The sequence below is a fragment of the Corynebacterium sp. UD i78 genome (genome assembly GCF_056280545.1).
Genome location: NZ_JBWCED010000001.1, coordinates 1044333 through 1057488, shown reverse-complemented (window position 1 = coordinate 1057488; position 13156 = coordinate 1044333). Strand labels below are relative to the sequence as shown.

13 protein-coding genes are annotated in these 13156 nt (G+C 69.2%); all 13 read left to right on the top strand.

What is annotated here, in order from left to right; genetic code table 11:
* The first annotated feature begins 2 nt into the window (after window positions 1-2).
* The 13 genes from rpe (at window position 3) to tpiA (ending at window position 13127) form a co-directional block, all read left to right on the top strand.
* The gene (gene rpe / locus ACZ9GM_RS05005) at window positions 3-677 is read left to right on the top strand and encodes a ribulose-phosphate 3-epimerase (RefSeq protein WP_291473849.1); all 675 of its coding nucleotides are present in this window, start codon (window positions 3-5) and stop codon (window positions 675-677) included.
* Entirely contained in the window at window positions 677-1726 is a 1050-nt protein-coding gene (gene ribD, locus ACZ9GM_RS05000) for a bifunctional diaminohydroxyphosphoribosylaminopyrimidine deaminase/5-amino-6-(5-phosphoribosylamino)uracil reductase RibD (protein WP_291473848.1), read from the top strand. Before rpe ends, ribD begins: the two co-directional genes overlap by 1 nt.
* Window positions 1727-1802: 76 nt before the next feature.
* Complete coding sequence (locus tag ACZ9GM_RS04995; RefSeq protein WP_291473847.1) at window positions 1803-2435, top strand: riboflavin synthase; 633 nt, start codon at window positions 1803-1805, stop codon at window positions 2433-2435.
* A complete protein-coding gene (locus ACZ9GM_RS04990) occupies window positions 2432-3679 on the top strand; it encodes a bifunctional 3,4-dihydroxy-2-butanone-4-phosphate synthase/GTP cyclohydrolase II (RefSeq protein WP_291473846.1) in 1248 nt (415 codons plus the stop codon). The genes ACZ9GM_RS04995 and ACZ9GM_RS04990 overlap by 4 nt, the downstream gene beginning before the upstream one ends.
* A gap of 9 nt (window positions 3680-3688) precedes the next feature.
* The gene (gene ribH, locus ACZ9GM_RS04985) at window positions 3689-4171 is read left to right on the top strand and encodes a 6,7-dimethyl-8-ribityllumazine synthase (protein WP_291473845.1); all 483 of its coding nucleotides are present in this window, start codon (window positions 3689-3691) and stop codon (window positions 4169-4171) included.
* Window positions 4172-4230: 59 nt separating this feature from the next.
* A complete protein-coding gene (locus ACZ9GM_RS04980) occupies window positions 4231-4725 on the top strand; it encodes a PH domain-containing protein (RefSeq protein WP_291473844.1) in 495 nt (164 codons plus the stop codon).
* A gap of 12 nt (window positions 4726-4737) precedes the next feature.
* A complete protein-coding gene (gene uvrC, locus ACZ9GM_RS04975; RefSeq protein ID WP_291473843.1) occupies window positions 4738-6786 on the top strand; it encodes an excinuclease ABC subunit UvrC in 2049 nt (682 codons plus the stop codon).
* A 10-nt stretch (window positions 6787-6796) separates the two neighbouring features.
* On the top strand, window positions 6797-7729 hold the full coding sequence (gene rapZ / locus ACZ9GM_RS04970; RefSeq protein WP_291473842.1) for an RNase adapter RapZ: 933 nt from the start codon (window positions 6797-6799) through the stop codon (window positions 7727-7729).
* 41 nt (window positions 7730-7770) lie between these two features.
* Window positions 7771-8817, top strand: coding sequence for a gluconeogenesis factor YvcK family protein (locus tag ACZ9GM_RS04965; protein ID WP_291473894.1), 1047 nt, complete (start codon window positions 7771-7773; stop codon window positions 8815-8817).
* A complete protein-coding gene (whiA, locus tag ACZ9GM_RS04960) occupies window positions 8792-9802 on the top strand; it encodes a DNA-binding protein WhiA (RefSeq protein ID WP_291473841.1) in 1011 nt (336 codons plus the stop codon). Before ACZ9GM_RS04965 ends, whiA begins: the two co-directional genes overlap by 26 nt.
* A 159-nt stretch (window positions 9803-9961) precedes the next feature.
* Window positions 9962-10969, top strand: coding sequence for a type I glyceraldehyde-3-phosphate dehydrogenase (gene gap / locus ACZ9GM_RS04955; protein WP_291473840.1), 1008 nt, complete (start codon window positions 9962-9964; stop codon window positions 10967-10969).
* Between the two features lie 144 nt (window positions 10970-11113).
* On the top strand, window positions 11114-12325 hold the full coding sequence (locus ACZ9GM_RS04950; protein ID WP_291473839.1) for a phosphoglycerate kinase: 1212 nt from the start codon (window positions 11114-11116) through the stop codon (window positions 12323-12325).
* A gap of 10 nt (window positions 12326-12335) precedes the next feature.
* Entirely contained in the window at window positions 12336-13127 is a 792-nt protein-coding gene (tpiA, locus tag ACZ9GM_RS04945) for a triose-phosphate isomerase (RefSeq protein ID WP_291473838.1), read from the top strand.
* Window positions 13128-13156 lie beyond the last annotated feature (29 nt).

The following is a 13156-nucleotide window of genomic DNA, read 5'->3' as shown; positions in this document are numbered from 1 at the left end:
CCATGACCCGACAGACGCTGATCGCCCCGTCCATTCTCGCCGCCGACTTTGCGGATCTCGCCGGTGAGATCGCCAGGGTCCCCGGAGCGGACTGGCTGCACATCGACGTCATGGACAACCACTTCGTTCCCAACCTCAGCTTCGGGCTTCCGGTCGCTGAAGCCGTGCGTCGGCGCACCGGCACCTTCACCGACGTCCACCTCATGATCGAGGATCCGGAGCGCTGGGCCCCGGAGTACTCCGCCTTCGGCAATGTCACCTTTCACCTGGAGGCCGTCGCCGACGTGGACGTCGCGGTGGCCCTCGCCAGGACCCTGAGGGAGGCGGGCACCCGCGCCGGAATCTCCGTGAAGCCGGGCACCGCGGTGGAGCCGCTGCTCGACCGGCTCGCCGACTTCGATCTCGTGCTGGTCATGAGTGTGGAGCCCGGCTTCGGTGGCCAGTCCTTCATGCCGGAAGTCCTGGAGAAGGTCCGGGCCCTGCGGACCCGTATCGACGCCGAGGGGCTGGACACCCTCATCGAGATTGACGGCGGTATCGGTGTGGAGACGGCCGCCGAGTCCGCGGCCGCCGGTGTGGACGTCTACGTCGCCGGTTCCTCGGTCTTCGGCAAGGAGGACCCGGAGGCCCAGGTGACCGCAATCCGTGCCGCCGCCGTAGCTGCCGCCCGTTCCTGATGGACCCCTACCTGCGTCTGACGGGCGATCCGCTGCTGGCGTCAGCGTTGGAGGCCGCCGACGCCGCCGGCCGGGAGGTCCGCGGAACCACGAGCCCGAACCCTCCGGTGGGTGCGGTGATCCTCTCCGCGGACGGTGAGATCGTCGGTACCGGCGGAACCTCGCCGGTCGGTGGACCGCATGCAGAGGTCAATGCCCTGGCGGAGGCGGGGGAGAAGGCCAGGGGCGGGACCGCTGTCGTCACCCTGGAGCCCTGCAACCACACCGGCCGGACCGGCCCGTGTGCGCTCGCACTGCTCGATGCGGGCATTGCGCACGTCGTTTACGCCTTCGCCGATCCGGGAGACGCCGAGGGAGGCGGCGCGGAGTACCTCCGCGCCCGCGGTATGTCGGTGGCGGGGCCGCTGGTCACATCCTCCACCGATCTCGCAGGTGTGCCGCAGTTCAGCGTGGAGCCGTGGTTGGCGTCCCGGCGCCTGGGGCGCCCGCACGTGACCCTGAAGTACGCGGGCACCCTCGACGGATTCGCCGCCGCCACCGACGGCACCTCCCGGTGGATCACCGGGGAGGATGCCCGTGCCCGCGTCCATCTCGACCGCTCGCGACGGGACGCCGTCATCGTCGGCACCGGCACCGTGCTCGCCGATGATCCACGGCTGACAGCGCGACGCCCGGAGGGCGGGCTGTACGACCATCAGCCGGAGCGGGTCGTCATCGGGCACACCGACGTGCCTGCTGATGCTGCGGTGTTCCCGGCACTGCGGTACCGGGGTGAGAGTCTGGCCGAGGTGCTGGACGGTCTCGGCAGCCGGGGCCTCGTCGATGTCCTGGTCGAGGGCGGTCCACACATCGCTGCGTCCTTCATCGCCGACGGGCTGGTTGACGCGGTGGACGCCTACACCGCCCCGGCACTGCTGGGGGCGGGCATCCCGACTGTGGCCCCGGCACCGTCCACCGCCACGACCATCGCCGGTATCAGCCGCTTCACCCTGCGCTCGGTCGACGTGGCCGGTGGAGACATCGTCAGCGTGAGTACGCGCCTCGGCTGACACATGTCGCCGTACCGCGCGGCGTCACGGCGTCCCGTTGACGTGACGCAGACAACGGTGGCTTAGACTGACCGTCATGTTCACCGGAATTGTCGAGGAGACAGGCACCGTCGCCGCCGTGGAGCGCACGGCCGACGCCCAACGTCTCCGTATCTCCTGCAGCACGGTCATCGCCGACGCCGTCCACGGCGCCTCCATCGCGGTCAACGGCGTATGCCTGACCGTCACGGACTACGACACGGACGGTGACAACCCCGGCTTCTGGGCCGACTGCATGCAGGTCACCCTCGACTACACGGCCATCGGCGACCTCACCGCCGGTGACCGGGTGAACCTCGAGCGCGCCACCGCGACCGGCGGACGCCTCGGCGGCCACATCGTGCAGGGCCACGTCGACGGCACCGCCGTCCTCGAGTCCCGCACCCCGGGCAGCGAGTGGGAGGTGCTGCGGTTCCGTCTCGAGGACCCGGCACTGGCCCGCTATGTCGCCAAGAAGGGCAGCATCGCCGTCAACGGCACCTCGCTGACCGTCGCCGAGGTCGGCCCCGTCGACGACGCCTGGTTCGAGGTCTCCCTCATCCCCGTCACCCTCGCCGAGACCGTCCTGGGCGACCTCACCGCCGGCGACCGCGTCAACATCGAGTGCGACGTGCTTGCCAAGTACACCGAACGACTGCTGGAATCCGGCACGGAAGGAACCATCAAGTGAGCGAATCCGCACAGCGCACCTCGCTGCTCGACCCCATTGAGGACGCCATCGCCGACATCGCCGCCGGTAAGGCCGTGGTCGTCGTCGACGACGAGGACCGGGAGAACGAGGGCGACATCATCTTCGCCGCCGAGAAGGCCACCCCGGAGCTCATCGCGTTCACCGTGAAGCACTCCTCCGGCTACATCTGCGCCACGCTCACCAACGAGGACGCCGACCGGCTCGGACTGCCGCCCATGGTCGCCCGCAACGAGGATGTCCGCGGCACCGCCTACACCGTCACCGTGGACGCCGCCGAGGACATCACCACCGGTATCAGCGCCGTCGACCGGTCCAGCACCATCCTCAAGCTCGCCGACCCGACCTCGGTGCGCGACACCTTCCACCGCCCCGGGCACGTCGTGCCGCTGCGTGCCAAGGACGGCGGCGTCCTCGAGCGCGTCGGGCACACCGAGGCCTCGATCGACCTGGCGCGCGCGGCAGGGCTGCGTCCTTCCGGCGTGCTCTGTGAGGTCGTCTCCGAGGATGATCCGACCGGCATGGCGCGGCTTCCGGAGCTGCGCCGCTTCTGCGACGAGCACGGTCTGTCCCTGGTCTCTATCGAGCAGCTCGCCGAGTGGCGTCGGGTGAACACCCCCGTCGTCACCCGCGAGGTCGAGACCCGGCTGCCCACCCGCCACGGTGAGTTCCGTGCGGTGGCCTACCGTGGCGTCGTCGACGGGGTCGAGCACATGGCTCTCGTCGTCGGAGATCCGGCGGCCGATGACGGTGAGGACGTGCTCGTGCGCGTCCACTCCGAGTGCCTCACCGGAGACGTCTTCGGTTCCCGCCGCTGTGACTGCGGGGAGCAGCTCGACGCAGCCCTCGACCGCATCGCCGAATCCGGCCGTGGCGTCCTCGTCTACATGCGCGGTCAGGAAGGACGCGGCATCGGCCTGCTCCCGAAGCTGACGGCCTACAACCTGCAGGACCGCGGGCTGGACACCGTGGACGCGAACACCGCCCAGGGGCTGCCGGTGGATTCCCGCGAGTACAGCGCCGCCGCCCAGATCCTCCGCGATCTCGGCGTCCACTCGGTCGCCCTGCTGTCCAACAATCCGGCCAAGCGGCTCGACCTGGAGAAGCACGGTGTGGCGGTGGTCCGCCGCGTCCCGATCGACCTGCCGTCCAACCCGGAGAACGAGACCTACCTGCGCACCAAGCGTGACCGCATGGGCCACCAGCTCGACTCACTCACCGATTAGGAGAACCCCATGGCTGCCGACGGCCTCGCCGCCCTCACCCTGCGTCCCGGATCCGGCGACGGATTCCGCATCGCCGTGATCTCCGCGTCCTGGAATGCGGAGATCACCGACCGGCTCCACGACCATTCGGTCCGCGCCCTCAAGGAGCTCGGCGCTGCCGTCGACGACTGGCGGGTCGCCGGCTGCGTGGAGCTGCCTGTGGCCGTCGCCGAGGCGCTGAAGAGCCATGACGCCGTCGTCGCCAACGGCTGCGTCATCCGGGGAGACACGGCCCACTTCGACTACGTCTGCCGGTCCGTCACCGACGGTCTGACCCGGGTCAGCCTGGACTCCGGCAAGCCGGTCGGCAACGGTGTCCTCACCGTCGAGAACCAGCAGCAGGCCGTCGACCGCTCCGGTGTGGAGGGCGCCGTGGAGGACAAGGGGGCCGATGCCGCCCGCGCCGCGCTGCACACTCTCCTGGTCATCCGCGACATCCGCGCCCGGGGCTGACCGCCCCCGCCCGGTGGGCAGTTGGGTCCCGTCGACGGACCGGGGTAACGTGGGCGGACGTGAGCACGGCTGATTCCACTGCGAAGACCACGGCACCGACCCCCACCACCGACGAGGGGTGGCTGCTGACCGTCCGGTCCCCGTTCCTGAAGAAGGTCGCCTGGATCGCCGTCGTCATCATCATGGCGCTGCACATCTTCATGGGGGTCGTCTCCGCCGCCGGGGACACCGGAGCCACCGTCAGTGCCGTCGACCAGTGGGCGTTCGTGGGGATCGGACTGCTGTTCTCCGCCGCCGCCCTGACCCTGACCCGCCCGCGGGTGCGCGTCAACCCCCGGGGAGTGGAGGTCCGCAACGTCCTCGGTGCGAAGTTCTACCCCTGGCGGATGATCTACGGTCTGTCTTTCCCCCGGAACTCCCGCTGGGCACGGCTGGAACTGCCGGACTTCGAGTTCGTTCCGATGATGGCCTTCCAGGTCAGCGACAAGACCACCGTGGCGCAGCAGGTCGAGGCCTTCCGCCGCCTCGAGGACCGTTACATGCCCGAAGAGTAGGAGGGAACGCCGATGGCTGATCCCGCCTCCTACCGCCCGGCACCGGGGACGATCCCGACGAACCCGGGCGTCTACACCTTCCGCGACGCCGATGACCGGGTCCTCTACGTCGGCAAGGCGAAGAACCTGCGCAGCCGGCTGTCGAACTACTTCCAGGATCCCGCGCACCTCAACCCGCGGATCCGGACCATGGTCTTCTCCTCCGACCATGTGCAGTGGACTGTCGTGTCCAGCGAACTCGAGGCCCTGAACCTCGAGTACACGTGGATCAAGAAGTTCGCCCCGCGGTACAACGTCATGTACCGCGACGACAAGACCTACCCCATGCTCGCGGTGAGCGTGAAGGAGCAGTTCCCCCGGGCCTTCCTCTACCGGGGTCCGCGGAAGAAGGGGGTGCGCTACTTCGGCCCGTACCCGAAGGCCTGGGCGATCAGGGAGACGCTCGAATCCCTGACCCGTGTCTTCCCGGTGCGGACCTGCACCGCCGGAGTGTACCGTCGCCACGAGCAACTGGGCCGTCCCTGCCTGCTCGGCTACATCGACCGCTGCTCCGCTCCGTGTGTGGGGCGGGTCTCACCCTCGGAGCATATGGAGCTCGTCGACGGCTTCTGCTCCTTCCTCGCCGGCGGCAACACCGAGCGGGTCATGCGGGATGTCCGTCAGGAGATGGAGGACGCCGCGGGGAATCTCGACTTCGAGCGGGCCGCCTCCCTGCGTGACCAGCTCGGGGCGATGGACTCCGCCATGGAGAAGCAGTCCGTGGTCTTCTCCGACAACACCGACGCCGACGTCATCGCCACCGCCGGTGACGACTTGGAGAGCGCCGTCCAGATCTTCCACGTCCGTGGCGGACGTATCCGTGGCCAGCGGGGATGGGTCGTCGAGAACGCCACCGGAGACAGCGACGCGACCGGAGACGCCGGGACCCCGGCGCTGCTGGCGGACTTCCTCACCCAGTTCTACGGTCAGTCGGCCGAACTCTCCGACGCCACCGAGTCCGCGGTGGGCGGTAATTCCCGGGCGGCGGCGTCCCGCGAGGTGACGCTGGAGCCGGTGCCCCGAGAGATCCTCGTGCCGGTCGACCCCGACGAGATCGACGACATCGAGGGGCTTTCCGCCTGGCTCACCGAGCTGCGTGGTGCCCGGGTGACGGTACGCTTCCCGCAGCGCGGGGACAAGAAGGCGCTGATGGACACCGCCCGGGAGAACGCGGCCCAGGCGCTGCGACAGCACAAGCTCGCCCGCGTCGGCGACATCACCGCCCGGTCCTCGGCCCTGGAGGAGCTGCGCGAGGCACTGTGGATGGACGAACCGCCGCTGCGCATCGAGTGCACCGACATCTCCCACATCCAGGGCACCGACGTGGTCGCCAGCCTCGTGGTCTTCGAGGACGGACTGCCGCGTAAGTCCGACTACCGCCGCTACCGCATCCGTGAGGCGGCCGGGGACGGGCACTCCGACGATGTGGCGTCCATCGCCGAGGTCGTCCGACGCCGGTTCCAGCGCTACCAGCAGGACAGGACCGCCGTGCCGGCCGGGGACGACGCCGGCGACCGGCTCGAGGGCGAGGTCAGTGCGGCCGAGGCGGAGCAGGGGGCGAAGCGGTTCGCCTATCCACCACAGCTGTTCATCGTCGACGGTGGGCGGCCGCAGGTCGAGGCGGCCCAGGAAGTGCTCGACGAGCTCGGGGTCACCGACGTGACCCTCGTCGGCATCGCCAAGCGGCTCGAGGAGCTGTGGGTGCCCGGCGACGAGTACCCGGTGATCGTCGCCCGGAACTCGCCGGCCCTGTACCTCGTCCAGCAGATCCGTGACGAGGCGCACCGCTTCGCGATCACCTTCCACCGTGCCAGCCGCGGCAAGCGGATGACCAGGTCGGTCCTCGACGAGGTGCCGGGGCTCGGCCCGAAGCGCCGCTCCCAACTCGTCACCGCCTTCGGTTCCGTGGCGAAGGTCCGGGAGGCGGGGGAGGAGGCCGTCGCCGCGCTGCCCGGATTCGGTCCGAAGCTCGCTGCCGCGGTGATGGCCGCCCTCTCTCCGGAGGAGCACAGCGACGGTTAGGATGGTCCCCATGGACATCCACCGCGAAGCCTCCGCCGATCCCAGACAGGAGGCGTCCCTCGTTCTCATCACCGGCATGTCCGGTGCCGGACGCAAGGAGGCTGCCACTGTTCTCGAGGAGATGGGCTGGTACGTCGCCGACAACCTCCCACCGGAGCTCATCATGCGCATGGTAGAGCTCAGTTTCGAGTCCGATTCGCCGGTGGAGCGACTGGCCATCGTCACCGACGTCCGCTCCCGCGATTTCGTCGGTGACCTCACCGAAGTCCTCGCCGGCCTGCATGATTCCGGACGCCGCCCCGTCGTGCTCTACCTCGACGCCGATGACGCCACCCTCGTCCGCCGCTACGGTCAGGTCCGCCGTACCCATCCGTTGCAGGGCGGGGAGACCCTCCAGGCGGGTATCGACCGTGAGCGCGACATGCTACGCGGGATCCGCCGTCGGGCCGATGTCGTCATCGACACCACCGGCACCAGCGTCCACGACCTGCGTCATGAGCTCGAGGACTACTTCACCGCGCTGACCGACCGGCGGGAGCACGTCACCGTGCAGTCCTTCGGCTTCAAGAACGGGGCGCCCCGCGACCTGGACCTGCTCTTCGACGCCCGCTTCCTGCCGAACCCCCACTGGGTCCCGGAGCTCAAGGAGCACAGCGGTCTGGAGCCCGCCGTCGCCGACTACGTCCTCGACCGCCCCGAGGCGGACGCCTACCTCGACGGGCTCACCACGGTCCTGGAGACCGCCCTTCCCGGCTACCGGCGTGAGGGCAAGCGGTTCATCACCGTGGGCATCGCCTGCACCGGCGGCCAGCACCGTAGCCCGGCACTGACGGAGGCACTGGCCCGGCGGCTGCGTGAACTGCCCGACCTGGAGGTCCGGACCGTACACCGTGACCTGGTCAGGTACGAGGACCGCCAGCCGCAGGGGGGTGGGCAGAAGTGACGCTCGCCGGACCTGACGATCCCGGCCTTCCGGTCGAGGACATATCGGCCGCCGCCGGGGAGCGCCCCCTCGACCGGATCGCCAGCCTCGGCGGTGGTCACGGACTCTTCGCGACCCTGCGGGCCGCCCGTGGTGCCGCCGACCATGTCACGGCCGTCGTCACGGTCGCCGACGACGGCGGCTCCTCGGGCCGTATGCGCCGCGAGCTGGGCTCACTTCCACCCGGCGACCTCCGGATGGCGCTGTCTGCGCTGGTCCGTGACACACCCCGCGGCCACCTGTGGGAGCACACCCTGCAGCACCGTTTCGGCGGCCACGGCGCCCTCGCCGGACATGCGGTCGGCAACCTCATCCTCGGCGGTCTCACCGAGGTGATGGGTTCCAGTATCGCCGCCCTCGACGAGCTCGGCGACCTGCTGGGCATCCGGGGTCGCGTCGTCCCGATGTCTCCCGAACCGCTCGACCTCGAGGCAGAGGTCCAGGGACTCGGTGACGACGCACGTGAGGTCACTGCGGTCCGTGGGCAGGTGGCTGTCGCGTCCACCCTCGGCACGGTGCGCCGCGTCCGCCTGATCCCGCAGGACGCCCCCGCCACCGACGAGGCTGTCCAGGCCATTCTCGACGCTGACCTGGTGACCCTCGGACCGGGGTCCTGGTTTTCCTCGGTGATCCCGCACCTGCTCATCCCGGGTATCGTCGACGCGCTGACACGGACCACCGCCACCCGGGTGATCCTCATGAATCTCGTCGCCGAATCCAGCGAGACCAACGGGTTCTCCATGGAACGGCACATCCACATGCTGCTCCAGCACTGTCCGTCGCTGCAGGTGGACTTCGTCGTCGTCGACCTGAACTCGGTGCAGTCCTCCAAGGAACGCCGGCACCTGGAACGCGCCGCGGAACGTCTGGGGGCGCGTGTGCTCTACCGGGACGTCCGTGAGGACGATGACCGGGGCCGGTTCACCGACCGCCACTCACCGTCGAAACTCGCCGACGTCCTCCGTGAATTCGGGGGACCGGGCCCAGACACAGACACGACAACCCTCCGGGAAGGAGACGCCGGTGCCGCCGCAGACACTGACCGCTGACGTCCGACAGGAACTGCTGCAGGTCACGGTGGGCACCCCACAGGTCCTCACCGCCGAGGTCGCCTCGCTGCTGCGCTACACCTGCTCACTGCACCTGGTCAGCGGTGAGATCGTCGTCGAGGCGGAGATCGAGGGCGCGGCCACCGCCCGTCGCCTGGTCTCCGCCATCGACGAACTCTTCGACATCACCCCGGATCCCGGCGGTGTCCCCGACGCCCGTGCCGGGGACGGTGGTCACCACCACCTGAGGTGGTCCCACGGCGGTACCGAACTGTCCCGTCGGACCGGCCTGATCGACCGTGGCGGTCACCCGGTGCGCGGTCTGCCACCGTTCATCATCGGAGGTACCGTCGAGCAGTGCGCCGCCGCGTGGCGGGGTGCTTTCCTCGTACGTGGCACGGTCGGCGACCCGGGGCGTCCCGCAGTCCTGGAGGTCACCACACCGAGCAACGAGTCGGCGCTGGCGCTGGTCGGTACGGCACGTCGGATCGGAGTGACCGCGAAGTCCAAGGAGGTCCGCGGGATGCACCGTGTCCTCGTCCGCGATGCCGAGGCTGTCGGCGATCTGCTGGAGAGCATGGGCGCCCCCCGTGGCCGCAGCCGGTGGGAGGAGCAGTGCCGCCGCCGGGAGGAGCGTGCCAGCTCCCACCGCATGGCGAACTTCGATGACGCCAACCTGCGTCGGTCAGCCCGGGCCGCCGCGATGGCCGCCGCCCGGGTGAAACTCGCCCTGGAACTGCTGGGAGAGGATGTCCCTGAGCACCTGCAGCAGGCCGGTGCGCTGCGTGTGGAGCACAGTGAGGCCTCGTTGGAGGAACTGGGTCAGCTCGCGGATCCGCCGATGACGAAGGACGCGGTCGCCGGCCGGATCCGTCGGCTGCTCACCATGGCGGACCGGCGGGCGGAGGAACTGGGGGTACCCGGTACCTCCTCGGCCGTCGTGGACGTGGACTTTCCGGAAGACGGCCCGCTCGGCACGCGGTGATCCCACGGTGATTTCTCCGGAGTGGAGGTGTCCTGACCTGCATCGACGTCGACAGGGGAGCGGGGGTGACTGTCACCCCCTGCACGAGCGGGTGGGGGTGGGTAGGGTCGGGAATGGAACGGACAGACCAGACTCCAACACCTGAAACAGGAGACCACCGTGACGGTACGTGTAGGCATCAACGGCTTCGGCCGTATCGGCCGCAATTTCTTCCGCGCGCTGCAGGACAGCGACGCCGATCTGGAGATCGTCGCCTTCAACGATCTCACCGACAACAAGACCCTCTCCAACCTGCTGAAGTACGACTCCATCATGGGCCGCCTCGGCAAGGAGGTCACCTACGACGACGAGTCGATCACCGTCGACGGCAAGCGCATCGTCGTCACCGCCGAGCGCGACCCCAAGAACCTCAACTGGGGTGAGTTGGGGGTGGACATCGTCATCGAATCCACCGGCTTCTTCACCGACGCCAACGCCGCGAAGGCACACATCGACGCCGGGGCGAAGAAGGTCATCATCTCCGCCCCGGCGAAGAACGAGGACGGCAGCTTCGTCGTCGGTGTCAACCACACCGACTACGACCCCGCCACCCAGCACATCATCTCCAACGCCTCCTGCACCACCAACTGTCTCGCGCCGATGGCCAAGGTGCTCGACGAGGAGTTCGGGATCGTCCGCGGTCTGATGACCACGGTCCACGCCTACACCGGTGACCAGCGTCTGCACGACGCCCCGCACAAGGATCCCCGCCGCGCCCGTGCCGCCGCCCTGAACGTCGTCCCGACGTCCACCGGTGCGGCCAAGGCCGTCTCCCTGGTACTTCCGCAGCTCAAGGGCAAGCTCGACGGTTACGCCCTGCGCGTGCCGGTCCCCACCGGCTCGGTCACCGACCTCACCTTCGAGGCTGAGAAGCCGGTCACCGCCGAGGCCGTCAACGAGGCCGTGAAGAAGGCCGCCGAGGGTGACCTCAAGGGCATCATCTCGTACTCGGACGGCGAGCCGCTGGTCTCCACCGACATCGTCGGCGACCCGCACTCCACGATCTTCGACTCGGGACTGACCAAGGTCATCGACAACCAGGTCAAGGTCGTCGGCTGGTACGACAACGAGTGGGGCTACTCCAACCGCCTCATCGACCTCACCGCCTACGTCGCTGAGCGCCTCTGACCCCCGGGTCGCAGGATCGGGCAGTCCACTAGACTCAGACCCGGTACCCCACATCCCCGGCGGGTCGGTGCCACCGTGCACCGGCCCGCCGGACTTGTCTGACACCGGCCGCCTGACCGCGGCCTGAATACAGGAGAGCCCTACATGCCAGTGAAGACCATCGACGACCTCATCGCCGACGGTGTCGAGGGACGCCACGTCCTCGTCCGTGCCGACCTCAATGTCCCGCTGAAGGACGGCGCGATCACCGACCCGGGTCGCATCGACGCCTCGGTCCCCACCCTCCGCCGTCTCCTCGACGCCGGCGCCCGCGTCATCGTCGCCGCCCACCTCGGACGCCCCAAGGGTGAGGCCAACCCCGACTTCTCGCTCGCCCCGGTCGCCGAGGCTCTGTCCGAGCGGCTCGAACAGTGGGTTCCGCTGGCCGCCGACGTCACCGGTGAGGACGCCCACGAGCGCGCCAACGGCCTCAACGACGGCGACATCCTCCTGCTGGAGAACGTCCGATACGACGCCCGCGAGACATCGAAGGACGCCGCTGAGCGTCAGGCCTTCGCCGCCGAGCTTGCCGCGCTGACCGCCGAGAACGGTGCCTTCGTCTCCGACGGCTTCGGTGTCGTCCACCGTGCCCAGGCGTCCGTCTACGATGTCGCCACGCTGCTCCCGCATTACGCCGGTGGGCTCGTGGAGTCCGAGCTGGCGGTGCTGCGTCGCGTCTCCGAGACCCCCGAGAAGCCCTACGTGGTCGTCCTCGGCGGTTCCAAGGTCTCCGACAAGCTCACCGTCATCGAGGCCCTGGCCCCCAAGGTCGACCACCTCGTCATCGGCGGTGGCATGTGCTTCACCTTCCTCGCCGCACAGGGCCGCTCCGTCGGCACCTCGCTGCTGCAGGAGGACATGGTGGAGACCTGCCGTGACCTGCTCGAGCGCTACGGTGACGCCATCGTCCTGCCGACCGACGTGGTCGTCGCCCCGGCCTTCGCCGCCGACGCGACCCCCGCCACCGTCGCCGTGGACGCCATCCCCGACGACCAGATGGGTCTCGATGTCGGACCGGGGTCGGTCGCCGCCTTCGGTGACGTGCTGCGCAGCGCGAAGACCGTCTTCTGGAACGGCCCGATGGGTGTGTTCGAGTTCCCGGCGTTCGCCGAGGGCACCCGTGGAGTCGCCCAGGCGATCATCGACGCCACCACGGCCGGAGCGTTCTCCGTGGTCGGTGGCGGAGACTCCGCCGCCGCGGTCCGCACCCTCGGACTCGACGAGGAGGGCTTCAGCCACATCTCCACCGGTGGCGGCGCCTCGCTCGAGTTCCTGGAGGGCAAGGAACTCCCCGGCATCGCCGTCCTCGAGAACTAGGAGAACAGACATGGCTGACAAGGCATCGAAGCGTACCCCGCTCATCGCCGGCAACTGGAAGATGAACCTGAACCACCTGGAGGCGATCCAGCTGGTGCAGAAATTCGACTTCGCCCTGCCGCGCGACTACTACGACCACGTCGATGTGGCGGTCATCCCGCCGTTCACCGACATCCGCAGCGTCCAGACGATCGTTGACGGCGACAAGCTCCTCGTCACCTACGGGGCACAGGACGTCTCGGTCCACGAGTCCGGCGCCTACACCGGCGAGGTCTCCGCCGGCATGCTCGCCAAGCTGGGCTGCTCCTGGGTCGTCGTCGGCCACTCGGAGCGTCGCCAGTACCACGCCGAAGACGATGCCACCGTCGCGAAGAAGGCCGTCGCCACCCTCGGTGCCGACCTGCGGCCGATCGTGTGTGTGGGGGAGTCGCTCGACGTCCGTGAGGCCGGCGGGCACGTCTCCTTCGTCGAAGAACAGACCCGTGCCTCCCTCGCCGGTGTCCCGACGGACCGTCTCGCCGATGTTGTTGTCGCGTACGAGCCGGTGTGGGCCATCGGCACCGGTAAGGTCGCCTCCGCCGGTGACGCCCAGGAGGTCTGCCAGGCGGTCCGTGGCGTCCTGCGTGAGCTCGGCGGAGACGAGGTCGCAGACAGCGCCCGCATCCTCTACGGCGGTTCGGTGAAGACCGGTACCGTCGCCGAGATCGTCGGACAGCCGGACGTCGACGGTGCCCTCGTCGGTGGCGCGAGCCTCGACGGCGAGGACTTCGCCCGACTCTGCGCCGCGGCAGCCAAGGCCTGACCGGCCGCTGACCGGACCGCGGGCTCGGC